Source organism: Pseudomonas neuropathica (assembly GCF_051174785.1).
In the GTDB taxonomy this organism is placed as follows: domain Bacteria; phylum Pseudomonadota; class Gammaproteobacteria; order Pseudomonadales; family Pseudomonadaceae; genus Aquipseudomonas; species Aquipseudomonas neuropathica_A.
In genome coordinates, this window is sequence record NZ_CP195111.1 from 1,723,731 (window position 1) to 1,744,951 (window position 21,221).

Annotated in this window: 18 protein-coding genes; 6 read left to right on the plus strand and 12 right to left on the minus strand. The window is 58.3% G+C overall.

The features are described 5' to 3' along the window. Window positions 1-102: 102 nt before the first annotated feature. Together ACRRSD_RS07835 and ACRRSD_RS07840 are read right to left on the minus strand one after the other, a co-directional pair. Window positions 103-1,713, minus strand: a complete 1,611-nt coding sequence (locus ACRRSD_RS07835) for an ATP-binding protein (RefSeq protein ID WP_435037711.1) — start codon at window positions 1,711-1,713, stop codon at window positions 103-105. After that, window positions 1,710-2,432: a response regulator gene (locus tag ACRRSD_RS07840; protein ID WP_435037712.1), complete on the minus strand. Its 723-nt coding sequence runs from the start codon at window positions 2,430-2,432 to the stop codon at window positions 1,710-1,712. Before ACRRSD_RS07840 ends, ACRRSD_RS07835 begins: the two co-directional genes overlap by 4 nt. An 875-nt stretch (window positions 2,433-3,307) precedes the next feature. Between ACRRSD_RS07840 and ACRRSD_RS07845 the strand changes: the two genes are divergently transcribed. Beyond that, the gene (locus ACRRSD_RS07845; protein WP_095051108.1) at window positions 3,308-6,202 is read left to right on the plus strand and encodes a ribonucleoside-diphosphate reductase subunit alpha; all 2,895 of its coding nucleotides are present in this window, start codon (window positions 3,308-3,310) and stop codon (window positions 6,200-6,202) included. 273 nt (window positions 6,203-6,475) lie between these two features. Here ACRRSD_RS07845 and flgE read toward each other — a convergent pair whose 3' ends face one another. The 6 genes from flgE to ACRRSD_RS07875 all read right to left on the minus strand — a co-directional run bounded on the left by flgE (window position 6,476) and on the right by ACRRSD_RS07875 (window position 11,614). Beyond that, entirely contained in the window at window positions 6,476-7,810 is a 1,335-nt protein-coding gene (flgE, locus tag ACRRSD_RS07850) for a flagellar hook protein FlgE (RefSeq protein ID WP_435037713.1), read from the minus strand. A gap of 31 nt (window positions 7,811-7,841) precedes the next feature. Next, window positions 7,842-8,567: a flagellar hook assembly protein FlgD gene (gene flgD / locus ACRRSD_RS07855; RefSeq protein WP_435037714.1), complete on the minus strand. Its 726-nt coding sequence runs from the start codon at window positions 8,565-8,567 to the stop codon at window positions 7,842-7,844. Window positions 8,568-8,582: 15 nt separating this feature from the next. Beyond that, window positions 8,583-9,026, minus strand: coding sequence for a flagellar basal body rod protein FlgC (flgC, locus tag ACRRSD_RS07860; protein ID WP_003227217.1), 444 nt, complete (start codon window positions 9,024-9,026; stop codon window positions 8,583-8,585). 3 nt (window positions 9,027-9,029) lie between these two features. Next, entirely contained in the window at window positions 9,030-9,437 is a 408-nt protein-coding gene (flgB, locus tag ACRRSD_RS07865) for a flagellar basal body rod protein FlgB (protein WP_007917581.1), read from the minus strand. Between the two features lie 370 nt (window positions 9,438-9,807). After that, window positions 9,808-10,635 (minus strand): protein-glutamate O-methyltransferase CheR, encoded by an 828-nt coding sequence (cheR, locus tag ACRRSD_RS07870; RefSeq protein ID WP_007917583.1) that lies wholly within the window; start codon window positions 10,633-10,635, stop codon window positions 9,808-9,810. A gap of 46 nt (window positions 10,636-10,681) precedes the next feature. Continuing rightward, window positions 10,682-11,614, minus strand: coding sequence for a chemotaxis protein CheV (locus tag ACRRSD_RS07875; RefSeq protein ID WP_007917585.1), 933 nt, complete (start codon window positions 11,612-11,614; stop codon window positions 10,682-10,684). A gap of 82 nt (window positions 11,615-11,696) precedes the next feature. On the opposite strand from ACRRSD_RS07875, the gene flgA reads away from it, so the two are divergent. The 4 genes from flgA to ACRRSD_RS07895 all read left to right on the plus strand — a co-directional run bounded on the left by flgA (window position 11,697) and on the right by ACRRSD_RS07895 (window position 14,284). Next, window positions 11,697-12,458 carry a flagellar basal body P-ring formation chaperone FlgA gene (gene flgA, locus ACRRSD_RS07880; protein WP_435037715.1) on the plus strand — a complete coding sequence of 254 codons (762 nt, stop codon included), beginning with the start codon at window positions 11,697-11,699 and terminating at the stop codon, window positions 12,456-12,458. A 148-nt stretch (window positions 12,459-12,606) separates the two neighbouring features. Then, window positions 12,607-12,933, plus strand: a complete 327-nt coding sequence (flgM, locus tag ACRRSD_RS07885; RefSeq protein ID WP_435037716.1) for a flagellar biosynthesis anti-sigma factor FlgM — start codon at window positions 12,607-12,609, stop codon at window positions 12,931-12,933. 48 nt (window positions 12,934-12,981) lie between these two features. Next, window positions 12,982-13,449 (plus strand): flagella synthesis protein FlgN, encoded by a 468-nt coding sequence (locus ACRRSD_RS07890; RefSeq protein WP_435037717.1) that lies wholly within the window; start codon window positions 12,982-12,984, stop codon window positions 13,447-13,449. 88 nt (window positions 13,450-13,537) lie between these two features. Continuing rightward, on the plus strand, window positions 13,538-14,284 hold the full coding sequence (locus tag ACRRSD_RS07895) for a flagellar brake protein (RefSeq protein ID WP_435037718.1): 747 nt from the start codon (window positions 13,538-13,540) through the stop codon (window positions 14,282-14,284). 74 nt (window positions 14,285-14,358) lie between these two features. Here ACRRSD_RS07895 and ACRRSD_RS07900 read toward each other — a convergent pair whose 3' ends face one another. The 4 genes from ACRRSD_RS07900 to ACRRSD_RS07915 all read right to left on the minus strand — a co-directional run bounded on the left by ACRRSD_RS07900 (window position 14,359) and on the right by ACRRSD_RS07915 (window position 19,543). Next, window positions 14,359-15,738, minus strand: a complete 1,380-nt coding sequence (locus ACRRSD_RS07900) for an MFS transporter (RefSeq protein WP_435037719.1) — start codon at window positions 15,736-15,738, stop codon at window positions 14,359-14,361. Window positions 15,739-15,807: 69 nt separating this feature from the next. Then, entirely contained in the window at window positions 15,808-17,049 is a 1,242-nt protein-coding gene (locus ACRRSD_RS07905; protein ID WP_435038486.1) for a glutamine synthetase family protein, read from the minus strand. Window positions 17,050-17,249: 200 nt separating this feature from the next. Next, complete coding sequence (locus ACRRSD_RS07910; protein WP_435037720.1) at window positions 17,250-17,942, minus strand: sensor histidine kinase; 693 nt, start codon at window positions 17,940-17,942, stop codon at window positions 17,250-17,252. After that, window positions 17,939-19,543, minus strand: a complete 1,605-nt coding sequence (locus tag ACRRSD_RS07915) for a response regulator (protein ID WP_435037721.1) — start codon at window positions 19,541-19,543, stop codon at window positions 17,939-17,941. The genes ACRRSD_RS07910 and ACRRSD_RS07915 overlap by 4 nt, the downstream gene beginning before the upstream one ends. Window positions 19,544-19,825: 282 nt before the next feature. On the opposite strand from ACRRSD_RS07915, the gene ACRRSD_RS07920 reads away from it, so the two are divergent. Continuing rightward, a complete protein-coding gene (locus ACRRSD_RS07920) occupies window positions 19,826-21,103 on the plus strand; it encodes a lysozyme inhibitor LprI family protein (RefSeq protein WP_435037722.1) in 1,278 nt (425 codons plus the stop codon). Window positions 21,104-21,221 lie beyond the last annotated feature (118 nt).

Sequence of the window (21,221 nt, forward strand, 5' to 3'; positions counted from 1 at the left end):
GTTCAGGCCTCTTCGCGAGCAGGCTCGCTCCCACATTTTGAAATGCATTCCCCTGTGGGAGCGAGCCTGCTCGCGAAGGCGGCATCGCGGCCAACACAAGAATTACCGGCGTTCCTGATTCCTCGGCCAACTCAGGCTAAAGCAAGCCCCGCCCAGACTCTTGCTCTTGCCAATGATCGCCCGGCCGTCATGCCAGTGGATGATCCGCCGCACAATCGACAGCCCCAAACCATGCCCGCCCGACGCTCGTGTGCGGCTGTCATCCAAGCGTAGAAACGGCGTGAAAATCCGCTCCCACGCCACTTCCGGCACGCCCGGCCCGTCATCCTCGACGTCGATGCGACAGCGCAATTGCCCGACCTGATAACTCACCGTCACGCTCGAGCGCGCATGACGCATGGCGTTGCTCACCAGATTCTGCAATGCCCGGTGCAGATAACGCGGCTCAGCTTCCACCCAGGCATCATCGTTATCTGCGGCGGACAGGCACAAACCACGCTGCACGGTGACCTCGGCGCGCAACGGCGCCAGCTCCTCGATCACCTGATTGACCAATGCGTCCAGGTCGATGCGCTGGAAGGTCAGCGCCGGCGAACCTTGCTCCAGCCGCGCATAGGTGAGCATTTCATCGACCAGCTTATCGAGGTCTTCGATGTCGTGATCCATGCCCTCGCGGTACTTTTCCAGCGCTTGCGGTGTGGTCGCAGTTCCGATCATCTCGAGGCCAAAACGCAGGCGCGCTACTGGCGTGCGTAACTCGTGGGACACCGCACGCACCAGTTCGCGCTGGATCGCCAGCAACTGTTGCAAGTGCTCGGCCATGCCGTTGAACGCTGACGCCAGGCGCCCGACCGAGTCCGCGCCGCGCGCCGGCACCCGGGTTTCCAGGCTGCCCTTGGCAATCCGCGTGGCCGCCGCCTCGAGACCGCGTAAACGCCGTTCGAGCTGACGCACCAGCAGATAAACGATAAGACCGATCAAGGTCAGGCCGAGCGCAGCAATCAGCACCAGCCATTCCGGCGGGTACGGGTTCATCTGATACAACGGGCCGATCTCCAGCACCCACGGCGTACCGACCATGCCGGCAAACACGCGGATCGAATCGCCGCCCTTGCCCAGCGCCATCACCGTGTCGCCTTCAGCCACGCGGCGGCTCTGATCTTCGTCCATGTCGGCGTCATTCACCGTGACCAGCCGCAAATCGAAACCGAAGCCCTTCTCTTGCTTGATCTGCACGAGGCGTTTGGGCTGTTCGGCGACCGGCACGCGCACCAGTTCATCGGCCAGCAGGTAAATGGTTGCGCGGGCCAGTTGCTCGCTGATCTGCTGCACTTCTCCCACCAGCACAAGCTGTTCCTTGTCGCTGACCATCCGATAGACCTTGGCCGCGTGCGGCCCGGTCTGCTCGACCAGGGCCTGCCCCCGCTGCACGCGAGTGCGCTGGGACAGATCGAGATCGGTCTCGGCAAACTTCTTCAGCGCTAGTGGAATCCCCAGCAACCGTTCCCACACCAACAACGCACGATGGCGCTCGGTTTCGTTCATCGGTTGCAGGTTGTCGGCCATCAGCGAAAACGTGCCGTGGGCCAGACGCTCGCGATACTGCTCGCTGCGTACGGTGTTGAGCAGATTCAGCGCCAGCACACCGAGCACCGCCACCAGAACCAGCGCTGCGCACATGCCGCCGTAGATGCGCAGGAAGATCGAGTTCACAGCGGCAGGTCTACGCAGGCTTCCGGGACGAACAGGTAGCCTTTGCTGCGAATGGTCTTGATCAGCCGTGGATGGTCGGGGTCGTCACCGATTTTCGGGCGAATGCGCGAAATGCGCACATCGATCGAGCGGTCCTGGCCGTCGTAGCCGATGCCGCGCAGTGCGGTGAAGATTTCTTCGCGGGACAAAATGCGCCCGGCGTTGGACACCAACAGCCAGAGCAGGTCGAACTCGGCGCTGGTCAGCTCGATGCCGTTATCGCTCAGCCATGCCTCGCGCAAGGCATTGTCGACCACCAGCGGGCCGAATTGCAGGCGACGGGATTTCTCTGCCACCGGCTCGGGCGTGTCGCTACGTCGCAGCAACGCTTGAATGCGCGCCAGCAACAGACGTGGGCGCACCGGTTTGCACACGTAATCGTCGGCACCGATGTCGAGGCCCTGGATCTGATCGGCATCGTCAGTGCGTGCGGTGAGCATCAGAATCGGCCCGTCATACTCATTGCGCACCTTGCGACAGATACTCAGGCCATCTTCGCCGGGCAGCATCAGGTCGAGGATCACCAGATCCGGCTGCTCCTTGATGATCCGCGCCGCTGCCAGCGCACCGTTGCCTTCGATGTCCACGCGCAGTCCATTGGCTTGCAGGTAATCGCGCGTCAGTTCGGCCAGTCGCTGGTCATCCTCGACGATCAATACCTGAAAGGCTTGTTGCTCCACCGGTGACCTCTGCTTTCTATTGTTATTAATAAAGGAAGACGATTGCCCGGACACACAATCCCCTGTAGGAGCTGTCGAGTGAAACGAGGCTGCGATCTTTTGATCTTGCTTTTCAAGATCAGGATCAAAAGATCGCAGCCTTCGGCAGCTCCTACAGGGGTACGCGATATTTAGCGTGATCCTCCCGTCCTTTTGTCATGTTTCTGGAGGATAACAATGCCTGCGCATGGGCCGATTGTATAAACGGCGTACAGCCAGAACACAAGTCGGTAAATGCGTTCGGACAAGGCCGTTTTTTGTGATAGGGTTCGCGCCCTTAAAAATCCGCTGAAGCGTTTTTCCCGGTAAAAAAACAGTGACAGACGGTCTAGCTCAGCAGGTTCGCGGCCTACACGTGAATTCCGGATTTCTTACACAATTTACGCACAGGTTTATCCACAGCTAGTACGTTGCAAGCACCCGTGAAACGCATTATCTTGTAGCACGGCGCAGGGAGAGACCCTACATATAGGGTTTTCCGCTTAAACGCCCAACCACATTTCAGACCTGAAACTCAAGCGATTTATTGCCGGTTTCCGGTTGAACCAAGCAAGTTTTTCAAAGCCCAAACCGCACTTGCGGATGGCGCCGTTTTTTACCGCGCAGCGGCGAGAACGGTACGGGTGTTGCAGTCATTACTGTCACCTGGGAAGGAATCCGGTTCGGGCCCTGGCTCGTAGCCAAAAACTTCGGCAAGGATGCGGCTTCATCAGCCTTTTTTCCTACTGTCCCGAGGTTGTTATACCCGACGCCCGTCGGCTGTAGTGCTTCTGGACAGAACGGTGGGCACCATGATGGTGCCCAAACAAACATAGAGAATGTGGAGACCACCCCCCATGCAAACCGACACAACTCGCGAGAACCCGCAGGGCACCTTGCCGCAGGCCGCTGATTCGAATTCGGATCTGGCAGCCACCGCGCCTGGTCAACTGCGCGTGATCAAGCGCAATGGCACTGTCGTTCCTTACACCGATGACAAGATCACCGTCGCTATCACCAAAGCGTTCCTCGCAGTTGAGGGCGGCACCGCTGCCGCTTCGTCGCGAATCCATGACACCGTTGCCCGTCTGACCGAACAGGTCACCGCGACCTTCAAGCGTCGCATGCCGTCGGGTGGCACCATCCACATCGAAGAAATCCAGGACCAGGTCGAACTGGCCCTGATGCGTGCCGGTGAGCAGAAAGTCGCGCGCGACTACGTGATCTACCGTGACGGCCGTTCGAAAGAACGCGCTGCCCACGCGCCGGCTGAAGAAGCAGTCAACGCTCACCCGTCGATCCGCATCACCCGTGCCGACGGTAGCCTGGCGCCGCTGGACATGGGCCGCCTGAACACCATCGTCACCGAAGCGTGCGAAGGTCTGGAAGAAGTCGACGGCGACCTGATCCAGCGCGAAACCCTGAAAAACCTCTACGACGGCGTAGCCCTGACCGACGTCAACACCGCGCTGGTGATGACCGCGCGTACCCTGGTCGAGCGCGAGCCGAACTACTCGTTCGTGACCGCACGCCTGTTGATGGACACCCTGCGTGCCGAAGGCCTGGGCTTCCTCGGTGTGGCCGAAAGCGCCACTCACCACGAAATGGCCGACCTGTACGCCAAGGCACTGCCGGCTTACATCGCCAAAGGTATCGAGTTCGAACTGCTGAACCCTGTGCTGGCCTCCTTCGACCTGGAAAAACTGGGCAAGGCGATCAACCACGAGCGTGATCAGCAATTCACCTACCTGGGCCTGCAAACCCTGTACGACCGCTACTTCATCCACAAGGATGGCGTGCGCTTCGAACTGCCGCAGATTTTCTTCATGCGCGTGGCCATGGGCCTGGCGATCGAAGAGAAGCAGAAAGAAGACCGTGCAATCGAGTTCTACAACCTGCTGTCGTCCTTCGACTACATGTCGTCGACCCCGACCCTGTTCAACGCCGGTACCCTGCGTCCACAGCTGTCGAGCTGCTACCTGACCACCGTGCCGGATGACCTGTCGGGCATCTATCACGCGATCCACGACAATGCCATGTTGTCGAAATTCGCCGGTGGCCTGGGCAACGACTGGACGCCAGTACGTGCACTGGGTTCGTACATCAAGGGCACCAACGGCAAATCCCAAGGCGTTGTACCGTTCCTCAAAGTAGTGAACGACACCGCGGTAGCCGTTAACCAGGGTGGCAAGCGCAAAGGCGCTGTCTGTGCCTACCTGGAAACCTGGCACATGGACATCGAAGAGTTCATCGAGCTGCGCAAGAACACCGGTGATGATCGTCGTCGTACCCACGACATGAACACCGCCAACTGGATCCCTGACCTGTTCATGAAGCGCGTCTTCGATGACGGCAAGTGGACCCTGTTCTCGCCATCCGAAGTACCGGACCTGCACGACCTGACCGGTAAAGCCTTCGAAGAGCGCTACGAGTACTACGAAGCCCTGACCGAATACCCAGGCAAGGTCAAACTGTTCAAGACCATCCAGGCCAAAGACCTGTGGCGCAAAATGCTCTCCATGCTGTTTGAAACCGGCCACCCATGGCTGACTTTCAAAGACCCGTGCAACCTGCGTAGCCCGCAGCAGCACGTCGGCGTGGTGCACAGCTCGAACCTGTGCACCGAGATCACCTTGAACACCAACAAGGACGAAATCGCTGTTTGCAACCTGGGCTCGATCAACCTGCCGAACCACATTGTGGATGGCAAGCTGGACACCGCCAAGCTGCAACGCACCGTGAATACCGCCGTGCGCATGCTCGATAACGTGATCGACATCAACTACTACTCGGTGCCACAAGCGAAGAACTCCAACTTCAAGCACCGTCCGGTCGGTCTGGGCATCATGGGCTTCCAGGACGCTTTGTACCTGCAGCACATTCCTTACGGTTCCGACGCTGCCGTCGAATTCGCCGACAAGTCGATGGAAGCGGTCAGCTACTACGCGATCCAGGCCTCCTGCGACCTGGCTGACGAGCGCGGCGCGTACGAGACATTCCAGGGTTCGCTGTGGTCCAAAGGCATTCTGCCGCTGGATTCGCAACAGATCCTGATCGAAGCCCGTGGCCAGAAGTACATCGATGTCGACCTGAACGAAACCCTCGACTGGGCACCGGTTCGCGCCCGTGTACAGAAAGGCATTCGTAACTCGAACATCATGGCCATCGCACCGACCGCGACCATCGCCAACATCACTGGCGTATCGCAGTCGATCGAACCGACCTACCAGAACCTGTATGTGAAATCGAACCTGTCGGGCGAATTCACCGTGATCAACCCGTACCTGGTTCGCGACCTCAAGGCTCGCGGTCTGTGGGACTCGGTCATGATCAACGACCTGAAGTACTACGACGGTTCGGTTCAGCAGATCGAGCGCATCCCGCAAGAACTCAAAGAGCTCTACGCGACCGCGTTCGAAGTGGACACCAAGTGGATCGTTGACGCCGCCAGCCGTCGTCAGAAGTGGATCGACCAGGCCCAGTCGCTGAACCTGTACATCGCTGGCGCATCGGGCAAGAAGCTCGACGTGACCTACCGCATGGCCTGGTACCGTGGCCTGAAAACCACTTACTACCTCCGTGCCCTGGCCGCGACCAGCACCGAGAAGTCGACCATCAACACCGGCAAGCTGAACGCTGTTTCCAGCGGCGGCAACCACGGCGACGATTCGGTTCTGGCAGCACCTGCCGGTCCTGCTCCAGTGCCAAAGGCTTGCGCGATCGACGAGCCGGATTGCGAAGCTTGCCAATAAGCTGAGCGCTCAGGCGTTGCGAAACGCCTGAGACTTTCCAGGCAAAAGAACCCCCCGACAGACTTCTGGTGTGTCGGGGGTTTTCTTTTGCCCGAGAGAAAAAGCCCTTCCCCCTCACGCCCGTCGTATCTGACAACCCTGAGTGTCCAGGTGAACGGAGGCAGACTGAATACTTCCGGCACAACTGTTCGGCAGAACCGCCGTCCACCCCTTCCCACGCCCACAAAAAAGCCCCTCGAAACGAGGGGCTCCTGGGTACGACTCAAACCAGAATCAGGTCATCTGAATGATGGTCTGCATGATGGTGCTCTGAGTGGAAATGGTCTTGGCGTTCGCCTGATAGTTGCTCTGGCCCTTGATCAGGTCTACCAGCTCGTTGGTCAGGTTCACGTTCGACTCTTCCAGCGAGTTGGACTGAATGGAACCCAGTGTGCCGGTTTCCGGAGCGTCATAACCCGGGATACCCGAAGCGAAGGTTTCCTTCCAGCTGGTACCGCCTACTGCTTGCAGACCTTGCTCGTTGGTGAAGCTGGCCAGTGCAACCTGGCCGATCGCTTTGTTCTGGTTGTTGCTGAAGTTGGCGAACAGCGTACCGGTACCGTCGATGGTCAGGTTGGTGATCTGGCCAGTAGCGTAACCATCCTGAGTCGGGATGGTACGCGAGGTATCCGCGTTGTACTGAGTGGTCTTGGCCAGGGAAACGGTCACGCCATTCGGGTTGGCAGCCGCGCCGTTAGGCGTGAAGTTGCCATTGGTCACGGTGCCCGGCACCCAATTTTTCAGTGTCAGATCGCTGCTGATCACCGCAGGATCACCTGCAACAGGGGCAGGAGTGCTGACCTGAAGCAGCTTGCCGGAACTGTCGAACGTCAGAGTCGAAGCAGTGGGTGGGGTCGTCACCGGATTACTACCGGTCGCGTCCGGATTGCGCCCATCGACCAGCGTGTACACCTTCCAGGTGTTTTCGCCCGTCTTCACGACGTACTGATCCATGTTGTGCTTGTTGCCCTGGGTGTCATAGATCGGGGTGCTGAACGACTCGGTGTAAGTCTCGACCTTGGACGGATCGAACTTGACAGCGGTGGCGCCGGTATCAACGATCACCTTTGCCGATGAGTTCAGGTTGATGCTCGAAGCCACGGCCGAAGTGGACTTCGGTGCCAGGTTCGAGGTGTCGATCTTCAGGTCGGTCAACACACCCTTGATGATCTTGCCGCTGGAATCCACAGCGTAACCTTGCAGGCGCGAGGTGTAGTCGGTGTTGGTGATGAAACCGGCGTCGTCGACTTTGAAAGTACCGGCACGGGTGTAGGAAATCGAGCCGTTGTTGCTCATGGTAAAGAAGCCGGAACCGTTGATACCCATGTCCAACACGTTGCCGGTGTTGTTGATGTCACCCTGAGTGAACTGCTGGGAAACGTTGGCCAGGCGCACACCGTTGCCGATGACTTTGCTACCGGTGCCCAGACGGGTTGCCGAGTAAACGTCTTCGAATTCTGCACGGGACGATTTGAAACCGGCGGTCGCGACGTTGGCGATGTTGTTGCCGGTCACGTCCAGTTGTTTGTTGGCTGCATAGAGACCGCTAAGGCCGATATTGAAAGACATATTCCACTCCTTTGTTGCCGGTTAGTCGGCTCTATATACCAATGGTTTGTACTTTGGACAGGGCAACGGAGCCCTTGCCAGCCAGGTTGAGCATCAGCTCGCCACCGGTCTGGCTGATCGTCACGCTGTTGACTGTTGCCGGCAGGTAAGTGGCCAGATCGGTCGCGGTGCCGTTGATCGGTGCGCTCGCCTTGAAGGTGTAGGTACCGGTCGGCACGAGGGTGCCGGACGTGTCCTTGCCGTCCCAGGTGAAGCTGGCACTGCCAGCGGCGCGACTGCCCAGATCGATGGTGCGAACCGTCTTGCCGCTGCTGTCGGTGATGGTCACGGCACCTTCAGCAATGGACGTCGACAGGTTCACCGAACCGGTCAGGCCTTTGCTCGGGTCGTCGAGTTGCGCGGTGTTGGTCTGCACAATGACGTTGCGACCGACCAGCGACGAAGCCTGCAGCGCTTGCGACGAGTTGTAGTTGCCGGCCAAGCCACTCACGGTGCTGTTGAGCGTGGTGATGCCTTCAAGGCTGCTGAACTGCGCCAACTGCGCAACGAATGCACTGTTGTCCTGCGGATCGAGCGGGTTCTGGTTTTTCAGCTGGGTAACCAGCAATTGCAGGAACGCGTCCTTGCCCAGCGCTTGACCGCCAGTGGCACTGTTGGTCGCCGAGGCGATGCCGCCGGTCGTGGTGCTGCTGGTCTTCGTCGAGTTGGCGAGGATGTCCTTCAGGCTCGGCGTGCTGGTGGTATCGGTAACACTCATGGCAGTCGCCCCTTATTACTGACCGAGGGTCAGTACCTTCTGCATCATGGTTTTGGCGGTGTTCATCATTTCGGCGTTGGTCTGGAAAGAACGGCTCGCGGAAATCATGTCAGCCATTTCTTCCACCACATTGACGTTCGGGTAGTAGACGTAGCCTTTGGCGTCGGCCGCCGGGTGGTTCGGCTCGTAGCGCGCTTCGAGGTTGCTCTGGTCTTCGACCACACCGAGCACTTGTACGCCTTGACCGGCCGCGTCCTGGCTCTGGAACAGCGAGTTGCTGCCGCTGTTCTGGCCGCCCTGGAACATGGTGGCGAACACCGGGTGACGGGCGCGGTAGGTCTGGTCGATGCTCGACGAGACGGTCTCGGCGTTGGCGATGTTCGAGGCCACGGTGTTCAGACGCGTGGTTTGTGCGCTCATGCCGCTGCCGGCAATGTTGAAAACGCTGGACAGGGACATGAATTACTCTCCGCGCAGGGCTGACACCAGCCCTTTGAATTTGCTGTTGAGCAGGGTGAAGCTGGCCTGGAAGCCGACGGCGTTTTCCGCGTAGTTCGACTGTTCCAGTTGAGCGTCCACGGTGTTCTGGTCGATCGAAGGTTGCATCGGCGTGCGATACATCAGCGATTCGTCGCCGTTGCCCAGACCTTCAGCTTCGATGTGACGGCTGTTGGTCATGTTCAACGCGATGGTGCCGTTGGCGTTTTTCTGGGTCTGTGCTTCAAGCACTTTGGAGAAGTCCAGATCCCGCGCCTTGTAGTTCGGGGTATCGGCGTTGGCGATGTTGTTAGCCAGCACTTCGGCACGCTGGGCGCGGAAGCCCAATGCCTTTTCGTGAATGCCGAGCGCTTTATCGAAGCTGATGCTCATGTCGGGAACCTTCAGGTGACCGGTTTTTCGTAACTGAGCTTTAGCAAGCGCCGTGCCAAACCACAAAACCCTCATAAACCGGGGCTTTGCCGGGAGTCGGCAAAGCGGCAATGCCAGAAAAGCGGCAACCGGTTTCCGCCGGATGCCGCTTTTCTGCCGCTTGCCGTCCCATCACTATCACCGCCGGACAACTGTGGGAGCGAGCTTGCTCGCGAAGGCGGTGTGTCAGTCGATGCAAATGCAGAATGTGACGGCCTCTTCGCGAGCAAGCTCGCTCCCACAGGGATTTTTGGTGTTAAGGAGAATTTCTTCGAGCAAAAAAAACGGCAGGCCTTTGCGGGCCCGCCGTTTTTTTGTATCGCCACTGCAATCACTTCGCCTGGTAAATGATCCCCGGGCTGCACTGCACCATCTGGTAATGGTCCGGCAAACCGTTCAGCGCCTCGGAAGCGCCAAGGAACAGATAACCGCCCGGCTTCAACGTGCTGTGAATGCGCAACAGGATGTCTTTCTTCACTTCGGCAGAGAAGTAGATCAACACGTTGCGGCAGAACACGATGTCGAACTTGCCCAGCGCCGCATAGCTGTCGAGCAGGTTGAACGAGCGGAACTCCACGCGGTTCTTGATCGGCGCCTTGATCACCCAGCGCCCCGGCCCTTTCGGATCGAAGTAACGCTGCAGACGTTCCGGCGACAAACCGCGACCGATCGCCAGGCTGTCGTATTCGCCGGTCTTGCAGTTGGTCAGCATAAGGCCGGACAGATCAGTGGCAACGATCTGCACGCCCATTTTCAACTGACCGAGATTGCTGCGCTCGAACTCGTCGATCGACATCGACAGCGAGTACGGTTCCTGACCCGACGAGCAGGCTGCCGACCAGATCCGCAGACGCTGGTTGGGGCTGGCCTTGATCGCTTCAGGCAGCACCTTGTTCTTCAAGACTTCAAACGGATAGGTGTCCCGAAACCACAGGGTTTCGTTGGTCGTCATGGCATCGACTACCTGCTCGCGCAAACCGCTGCGCGGCTGGGTCTGGATGCGCTGAACCAGCTCACCCAGGGATTTGATGCCTTGCTGCTCCATCAGTTTGTTGAGACGGCTCGAGACCAGGTACTGCTTGTTTTCACCGAGCAAAATGCCACAGGCTTTTTCCAGGAAGACCCGGAACTGTTCGAAATCCAAATTACCCGTAGACAATGATGCCGCCTCTTAAATCGTGTTGACCGCCAGGAGCAAAACGCTCCTAGCTGATATCTGCTGCTTTGATCCGGTCGACTACCCGGGATGCCAGGTCATCAGGACGGAACTTGGCCAGGAAGTCATCAGCACCGACTTTCTTGACCATCGCCTGATTGAATACCCCGGACAACGAAGTATGCAGGATGATATGAAGCTTTTGCATGCGTGCGTCGCCGCGGATTTCCGCCGTCAGGGTGTACCCGTCCATCTCCGGCATCTCGATGTCGGAAATCATCATCAGGAACTCTTCTTCCGGCTTCTTGCCCTCATCGACCAGCTTGCGCAGGTAATCCAGCGCCTGCTTGCCGTCGTTCAGCGCCACCACTTCGACACCGATCGTCTGTAGACAACGCGTGACCTGCTTGCGCGCCACCGACGAGTCATCGACCGTCAAGACACGCAACGACAATGCCTTGGTCTGGGTCTCGACATCGACCACGCCCACCGAAATCGCTTCCGGTGTCGGCGCAACTTCCGCCAGCACTTTCTCGACATCGATGATTTCGACTAACTGATTGTCCACCCGAGTCACAGCGGTCAGGTAATGATCGCGCCCCGTGCCCTTGGGCGGTGGATGAATCTCTTCCCAGTTCATGTTGACGATGCGCTCCACCGAGCGGACCAGGAAACCCTGGGTCTTGGTGTTGTACTCCGTAATGATCACAAACGGGTTGTTCTTGTCCTTCAACGCTCCGGAACCGGTGGCCATTGCCAGATCAAGGATCGGAATGGTCGCCCCCCGGATATTTGCCACCCCGCACACGACAGGACTGGACTTGGGCATCAACGTCAGCGACGGGCACTGCAACACTTCCCGTACCTTGAACACGTTGATTCCGTAGAGCTGCTGACCGTCAAGACGGAACAACAGCAGCTCCAGGCGATTCTGCCCTACCAGTTGCGTGCGCTGGTTCACCGAATCCATTACACCAGCCATGCCCAGACTCCTACACCAACGCCAAGTGTTGTTGCGACGCACATTCATTGCTAAACGGCACGGCGCTTGCTTTTTAACTCGTATGAACGCTCAAACGACATTTTTTCGACGCCTGACATCGCCCCTTCGCAGAGGGCTGTGCAGTGCGTGCGCCATTTACTGCTTTTTTGCTGGCAGCCCTGCCATTGCTGATGCGGTTACCTTGCCTGACATGCTTATCGGCGTCACTCAGGGCTTTCTTGAGTTCACCGTAGAAGACTATCTCGCTACCAGTCAAACGGAAGGCCGCTACGAAATCGAAGTCAACCAGCTCGACCCGCGTATGCGCATGCCTATGTGCGACAAGGAATTGACAGCGACTTTGGAGAGTTCGGCACGCCCGCTGGGCCGGGTTACCGTGAAGGTTCGCTGTGAGGGCGCCTCGCCCTGGACCGTGTTCGTGCCCGCTCAAGTCCGCCTGTTTCGCGAGATTGTGACAACCACTCGACCGCTGAAACGCGCAGGGATTATCGAGCCGCAAGACGTAACCTTGCGAGAGCGCGACGTAAGCACGATCAACCAAGGCTTTCTGACCTCGGTAGACGAAGCGATCGGGCAGAAATTAACCCGACCAACGGTAGCCGATCAGGTCATTACCCTGGTTCATCTGGAACAGGCCGAAGTGATTCGCAAGGGCGATCAAGTGGTCATCACTGCGCGCAGCGGCACGCTCGCCGTGCGCATGCCCGGTGAAGCGCTGGCAAATGGCGGTTTGAAAGAACAGATCCGCGTGAAAAACCTCAACTCGCAACGGGTCATCAAGGCGCAAGTTACCGCGCCGGGCCAAGTGGAAGTGGCGATGTAGAAAACTGGCGCTGGCCCCGGCTGTTCCCTAAACTGTGCCGCAGCAGGACACGCGCCGGCGCATGCAAGGCTCATTGTAAATGTGCCTAAAGTTTTCCAGGGGATGGCCGAAAACATGGCAAGCGTCCAAATTCCCAGAGGTTTTTATCATGGTCATCGATTTCAGCCGTTTGAACAGCTCCTCGTCACTTACGGGCAGTACACGTACCAGCAACGCCAAGGAAACCGCCGAAACCGGCACCTCCGCGCCGCTGAATACCCAGGCCGATACGGCCAGTACCGCAAAAAGCGGGGAATCGGTACACCTCAGTAATGAGGCTCAACAGTTGCAGAAGGTCACTGACAAGCTGCGCGATCAACCTGCTGTCGACAAAGCCCGCGTGGCCGAGTTGAAAGCCGCGATTGCCGATGGCAGCTATAAAGTCGACAGCAACCGTGTAGCCAGCAAACTGCTCAACTTCGAAGCCCAGCGCTAGGCCTTTGCCTGCGCCAGGCTTTTGGACGCTTAAAACCCAAGGCCAGCCATGCACGACACTAATTTATTGCAATTGATCAACGACGACTTTGCTCCAGCTCAACAATTGCTGGAGTTGTTGCAAACCGAATCCCTCGCGTTGCACGGTCGCGACATGCCGCTGCTGGAAGAAATTCTGGCGCACAAACAGGCATTGATCATTCTGCTTGAACAGCATGGCCGCAAACGCAGCGAAATCCTCGCCAGCCTTAACCTGCCGACGGATCGTACAGGTCTTGTGCAATTGGCTGGCCAGTCGAGCATTGGCGATCAGTTGTTGACGCAAGGCGACGCATTGACCGATCTGATCGCGCAATGCCAGGCCGCCAACGTCAAAAATGGCCAGTCGATTCAGATCCAGCAGGCCGCCACGGCCAATCAGCTGAAGATCCTCACCGGTGGTGAAGCGCCAGCGCTTTATAACGCCAGCGGTACATTTGCCAAACCCGCCACACCGCGTCCGCTCAGCCAGGCATGAGCCGTTGATGCGCCAGCACTATCAACCCGAGAAACATGCTGGCAAAATGCTGGCAAGTCGTCATATTTTGTCTGGAGATTGATAAACCGTGTCCAACGCCCTCAGCGCGGATGATGCTCCGCAGCCCCCTAAGGTGCTTACCACGCCACTGGAAATCTCCAGCAACCTGCGCCAGCTGCAAGAGAGCCACGATCCGCTGATCATTACCTTCAATGAGCGCAGCCAGCGCTTTCAGAGCTACCTGATCAAGGTCGACCGCGACAGCGCTTCGATCGCCCTGGACGAGATGATCCCGCGTGATGGCGAACGCTTTCTGCTGGCCGGCGAGCCGTTCAGAGTTGAAGGTTTTCACGACGGCGTTCGTATCGCTTGGGAATGCAACGGCACGCTGAACATTGAAGAATCCGAAGGCGACCGCTTCTACACTGGCGAGCTACCGACTGAAGTGGTTTACCACCAGCGCCGTAATGCTTTCCGCGCCGCGCTGAAACTGACTGATCTGGTCAGCGTTGAACTGGGCGGCGAAAAGCTCAAGGCGCCGATCAACGGCAAACTGCTGGATATCTCCGCAACCGGCTGCAAGCTGCGTTTCGAAGGCGACATCACTGACCGTCTGCAATTGGGTCAGGTCTACGACCGCATGATCGCCCCGCCGCTGTTTGGCAATCAGCCGATCTCCGTCGAACTGCGCTACCTGCATTTCGAAGAAAAACTCAACATCACCTTTGCCGGCCTGCGCTTCCACAACATCAGTGGCCAGGCCGCGCGTAACGTCGAGCGTTTCGTTTATCAGCTGCAACGTGAAGCCCGCCGTTTCGACAAAGACGATATGTGATTCGCAGCGACCAATAAAAAGGGCAGTCCCTGGCGGGACTGCCCTTTTTTATGCGCGGTGTTTTTTTGCTCAGTTCAGGGTCTGCCGCCGCTGAGATCGGGCGCAGGATTATCGGTATCCGGCTCGACTTCTGCAGCAGGCTCTGACGGAGTAGCAGGTTCAGGCTCGGGATTTGCCGGCGTTTGCACCGGGTCCTGCACCATCTGCTCCTGCACCACTTGCTCATCTACGCGAGGGTCGAGGGCGGCCACCAGCGGCGAGCTGGACATGCTGTCCGGCATGGCCACGTGGTGCAGCGGCGCGTCGTCGACCTGATGCAGATTGGTCACGGCTTTCGGCCGGATCCGCCACACCAGCACCAGCGCGAAGAAGCTGAAGAACGCATACAGGCTCTGGCTGCCGAACAGCTTCATCAGCACACCCGCGAGCAACGGCCCGATGCTCGCGCCGACACCATAAGTCACTAGCAGCATCGCGGTCAGCGAAACGCGGCGATCCCCTTCCACGTGGTCATTGGAAAACGCCACCGCCAGCGGATACAGACAGAACTGCACCAGCGAACAGAGGAAACCAACCCCGAACAACACCTCCAGCGGGACTTGCGGCAGCACCGCCAACGGCAACGCCGCCACCGCCAGGAATCCGGCAAAGCAGCGAATCAGCAGCGCTCGATCATAACGATCGGACAACCAGCCCAGCGGCCACTGCACCAGCAGCCCGGCGAAGATGCAGCTACCCATGAACAGACCGACCTGCTCGGTCGACAGCCCTTGTTGCGAGGCATACAACGGCGCCAGACCGTAGAACGAACCGATGATCAAACCGGCCCCCAGCACCGTACTCAATGACTGCGGCACTCGCTTGATAAAGAAGCGCGGTTCCATCGGCGCCGGATGCAGTGGCGCCGGGTGAATCCGTCGAGTCAACGTCACGGGCACCAGACACAGCGCGAAGCACAGCGCGACCAGCATCAGCAATTCCAGACCCAGTCCCGGATGCATGACCAGAATCAGTTGACCGAGCACCAGGCCCAGGTACGAAGCGATCATGTAACCGCTGAACACCAGACCTCGCTGATTGGCGTCCGCCTGCTCGTTGAGCCAGCTCTCGATGACCATGTACTGGCACATCATGCCCAGACCGACGATGGTCCGCAGCACCAGCCACGCCGGCAGCCAATCGACCAGCCCATGGCCCAACACCGCCGCCCCGACGATCCCGGCACACGCTGAATAAGCACGGATATGCCCGACCCGCGCAATCAACCGGTGACCGATCTTGCCGCCCAGCACCAGACCGAAATAGTTGGCCGCCATCAGCGCACCGACCCAGAGGCCGTCGACGTTGTCAGCTGCCAGACGCAAGGCCAGATAAGTGGATAGAAGGCCCGAGCCGATCAACATCATCAGCGAGGCGAAATACAACGCTCGAAAGGATTTCCAGATTTGGCGCATCGGCGTTCCGAGCGGCTCCTTGCAGTAAAGACCGGACTATCAAAACGATAGCCCGGTGGCGACAGTTCGTCAGGCCTGGGCTGCTAGAACACGCCGTTCCCAGGGAGTGATTTCATCAAAGAAGCTGGTCAACTCCATGGTCTTCGAAGCGATGTAGCCTTCGATGAACTCCTGTCCGAACAGTTCCCTGGCCAATTGACTACGCTTCAGACCCTCGAGCGCCGCATGCAAAGTACATGGCAGCGAAAGATTGTCCGGCACCTCGAACTCACCCTGAATGGCTGCGCTCGGCTCCAGCTCATGCTCGATGCCATGCAAGCCGGCGGCCAGACTCGCGGCGATGGCCAGATACGGATTCGCATCGGCTCCCGGCAAACGATTTTCCACCCGCCGAGCGACCGGCGAACTGGCCGGAATTCGTAGCCCGGCCGCACGGTTGTCGTGGGACCAGCAAGCGTTATTCGGCGATGCGTACGGATGACACAGGCGCTGGTAGGAATTCACATTGGGTGCAAACAGTGCGGTGAAATCGGCCATGCCGGCCTGCTGACCAGCGATGAAATGGCGGAACATCGCCGTCGGCTCACCGTGCGCGTCACTGAACCCATTCTTGCCGCTGGCGATCTCGACGATGCTCTGATGGATGTGCATCGAACTGCCCGGCGTGTGCGCCAGTGGCTTGGCCATGCACACCACGCTCAGGCCATGCTTGAGCGCGACTTCCTTGAGCAGGTGCTTGAACAGGAACGTCTGGTCGGCCAGCAGCAGCGGATCACCGTGCAGCAGATTGATCTCGAACTGGCTGACGCCCATCTCGTGCATGAAGGTATCGCGCGGCAGGCCGAGTGCAGCCATGCATTTATAGACTTCGCTGAAGAACGGTCGCAGGCCGTTATTGGAACTGACGCTGAACGCCGACTGGCCATCCTCGCGACGACCGTCGAGGCCAATGGGAGGGCGGAACGGTTGTGTCGGATCGGTGTTTGGCGCGAAGACGAAAAACTCCAGCTCGGTCGCCACCACCGGCGCCAGGCCGCGTGCGGCGTAACGGGCAATAACCTTCTTGAGCTGTCCGCGGGTCGACAGGTTGGAGCTTTCGCCGCTCAGTTCGTCGGCATCGCAAATGGCCAGAGCACGCGGTTCGTCACTCCATGGCAAGCGATGGATCTGGGTCGGTTCGGCAATAAGTGCGAGATCACCATCATCGCTGCCGTAAAACCGCGCCGCAGGATAACCACCCATGATGCATTGCAGCAGCACGCCTCGCGCCAACTGCAAACGCCGCCCTTCGAGAAAACCTTCGGCGGTCATCACTTTGCCTCGCGGCACGCCATTCAAATCCGGCGTGACACATTCAATCTCATCAATGCCCGTCAATCGCTGCGCGAGTGAACGCTGGCCATCGGTTGTCATGACGCAATCCTTGTTATTGTGCGAGCCGCGAACGGCGACTCGTACAAAATAGGCTCCAGCTGTTCGGAATATCAAGCAGCGTCAAACAAAAAACCCTGTCACGGCAGATACAGACTGAACACCCCGCCGCCAAGCGGTCCACCGTTGCTGATCTCGGTGCGCCCTTCGACACCATTGCGCTGATGCAACGCAGCGATACGGTTGGCAAAATACAAACCGAGTCCGGTGCTGCCGCTGCTGTGATTGATGCCTTGCACGTAATCGGCCTGACGCTCGAGCATCTCGGCCGGATAACCGTCGCCGTCGTCGTTGATACTCAGCACCAGTTGCCCGGCTTCGTCACTGACGGTAATCAGCAGCGATTCGCGGGCGTAACGAATGGCGTTGTTGATGCAGTTGCCCAGCACCGAAGCAATCAGCTCTCGGTCGAAGAAACCCAGCGGGCTCAGTGGATCGACTTCATAGGTGGCGATGATCCCGCGACTGGCAAACACCTCTTGATGCGCCGCCAGTTGCGCCTCGATAAAGTCATCAAGTTCGTGATACGCCGGTTGCAGCGGCAGCTGATTGACGCCGAGCTTATACAGCCCGAGCAACTGCACGAGCATGCCGTTGAGATGGGCGAACTCGAAGTCGATCACGCCCTGCTCCGTGCCTTGGCGCAGCTCTTGCGGCAAACGTCTTAACGATTGGCTGTGGGCCTGCATCAGCATGGCCAGCGAGTTCTTCATGTCGTGGACGGTGGAAGCGATCACCGTGGAAAAATCCAGAGCTTGTTCGTCGTGGTTCATTCGCCAAACGCCTTGCTTTTCAGCTTCTGATAACGCGCAAAACGCGCGTCGGTGTCGGGCATCAGGCCGACCATTTTCAGGCAGGCCCGACATTCGTCCAGCTCCGCCGACGGCACACTGGTGTCGGTGCCGTGGAGCAGCGACTGGGCCATGTTCAGCGCGATACTGATGTTCTTCGGTTGCATTTTCAGCGCCTTGCGGAAAACCTCGCGGGCCTCCACCAGGTTGCCGGTCTTGTACACCCGCACGCCCTGACGGTTGAGATCGGCAGCAGCGTTGCTGGAGCTGAGAATAGTCGGGTCATCGGTCAGCTTGGCGATGTCTTTCATCACCGCTGGATCATCACCGTAGATCTCCGCGCAGCTCTTGAGCATCGAGGTGCCCGCCTCGGCCTGCCCGAGCATCTGCAATTGCTTGGCGACCAGCAGCGCCGCTTCCGGACTCATGAATTGCTCCATGCCGTCGAGGCGCATCAATGCTTGCTCAGTGAGCTTGTCGGCGGTTTCGGCATCGTTGAGCAGCAGGCTGGTCGCCTTCATCAGACGCGCGCGAATCTGCAGGCCGGGGTCGGTAGGATTCTCTTTGGCCACCGCACTGAGCGTGGTGTTGATCTCCAGCCGCGTGCGTGTGTCGAGGCCGCGGTCGCTGCCTTTGCTGATAAGCGCGTGAGCGAGGCCGAGATTGCTCTCCGGATCCTTGAAACGCGACTGCGCGCCTTGCGCTACCGCTTGGCGATAAGCCCGTGAGGCCGTCTCGAAATCTTCATTGGCCATCGCCAGTTTGCCGAGCAAGGCCTGGCGGCGCACCGCCAAGGGCGACAGGCGAATAGCCTCTTCGAGCACCCGCTGTGCGCCTTTGCTGTCGCCTTCGGCAACCAGCACATCGGCCATGCCGTCGTACAGCGCTGGCATCATCGGGAAGACTTTCAAGGCTTTTTCATACACTTCTTTAGCCTGGGCGACCTGCCCGCGCTTGAACAACAACTTGCCCAATCCGGCGAAGGCCCACGGCAACGGTCGGTCGGCGATGATGCTGTCGTAAAGACGCTCCAGCGCTTCGTTCTGGTTCATGTCGCGCAGCGCATCGGCGCGATAACGCAGGCACAAAGGCGAATAGCGAATGTCCTGTTTGCACAAGGCAATGCAGGCGTTGAGCACCTCGACCGGTTTGCCACGATCAAGGGCTTGCAGAATCGGTTTGAGCAACGTCTTGCGCTGCTCCAGACGCTCCAGACGCTGGGCCAGACCGGAGCGGTTGAACGGCTTGGTCAGGTACGCATCCGGCTCGTGCTCCAGAGCGCTAAGCACCATCGCCTGACTGGTCTCGGCGGTGACCATGACGAACACCGCTTCATGGCTGATGAGTTTCTCCAGCATCAGGTCTTCGAGTACCTGCTGGCCGTTCTTCTTGCCGTCGCCCAGGTGGAAATCCTGCAGGATGAAATCGTACGACTTCTGCGCACACATCTTCAGCGCCTGCTCGCCGGTGTCGGCTGTGTCGACGTCCTTGACCCCGAGTTCACGCAGCATCGAACGCACGGAACTGCGGAAATCCGAGAAATCATCGACGATCAGAAAACTCTTTTGGTGATACGACTGCATCGAGGATTTCCAGACAATTGTAGTGAGGGCAATTTGAGGCGCGCAGATAATAGCTGGCGGCCAAATGCTATCAAGCGATTTCGCGCGACTTTTAAGTCACCGAATGGGTTATCGGCCAGAAGCGCTATTCCCTGAAGCCGGCGCTTCAAGATTCATCGCCTGGCGATTACCCTGCGTGCCGGTTTAACTTTCCACTACAAGGTTTACATCGTGTACATCAAAGGACGCTGCATCACGTCTGTCTGTGCGCTGCTGTTTATACCGCAGGCAATGGCGACTGGAATGGATTGCACAAAAACGGCGAATGCCGTCGAAAACACTGTTTGCGCGAACAAATCGCTGTACGAACTGGATGCGCAGATGGGCCTGGTTTATCGGGATTTATTCAAAGCCTCTGCTCCCGCACAAGCTGAACTCAAGCGCACTCAACGGCTGTGGTTAAAAGCCCGCAATGAATGCGCCGAAAACGTTTCGTGCCTGAGCCAGCATTATCGCGAGCGCCTGCAAGCGTTACGCGCGCAGTGGCAGGCAGCGGTTGCCTATCAACCGGATGACCTCGATGAACTGGCACTGGAAGATCTGCAAAAGCGCATTCAAGCCGCCAGTAAAGATGATCCAGAATTTGCGCTGGATCGGGTACTTGCCGTGTTGGCCGTGAAAACTCCTGCTGGCGGTTTTCACGGTGAGGCCAGTGCCGAGGACTCTTTGATAACGCACTTTCCGACATCGCAGCCCGAAGGAGTTGGTGCCGATGAATGGCGAGCGTTGACCGCTTCGCGGATCAATGACGCCGCCGAAGCCGGCCTGACCTCTTATACCTTGCAGGATCTGGATGGCGACGGGCAGCGCGATCTGATCGTAAATACCTACGCCGGGGGCACAGGTCTGTTCACCTATGTGGAAACCTGGCGTCGAGACGGAGAACGGTTCGTCAAACGCTCTGTTGAGCCCGAAAGTTCGCTGTTCTACACCAACGATCGCGGCGCTAATCAGTCAGTAGACTGGATAAGCCTGCGTGGCAAAACTTACGCGGCTTATCGAAACAGCGAGTACGGCGCTGATCGGGTCTACTTGCTCAACCCCCTGAAAATCAACGTCCAGGTGCCTACGGTGACGATCCGTTATCGCTATGACCTCGACGTGCCCGTCCTTCAACACAAAGATGACGGCAACAGCACATTCGAACTCGAACCCGATCTGCACCGAGCGCTCAATCTCGCAGTGGCGAAAGTAAATGAAACCGCCGCTATCCCTTCAAAAGAACCGCTCTGCCCTATTCCGGCTACCGGCGTCGGTGAAAACGATTACTACAGCTTTGGCCCGGCGCATTACAGCATTGAAAAAGTCGCCGACCTGCCGGTCTTCATTGGCAATGATTGTTACATCGGCGCCTTGATCGACTGGTTCGGCAGTTACCGCGAAAAGAATGGTTTGTTCGCGCAACTGGCATTGCGTAAACCGGACAGCGATGACGGCAGCCGTACATACGAAGTCTACGGTCGCCGACACATAACCGAAGTCAGCACTTCAATCGGTAAAACTGAGCTGAACGAGGGCTAACCGCGTAGCCAGTGTGATGTTGAAGATCAATAATGCAGTCGCGGCTCGCCTTGGCAATTCGTCGGCTGACGGTAATGCAAAAAGCCCCGTCGCAATTTCCATTGTGACGGGGCTTTGA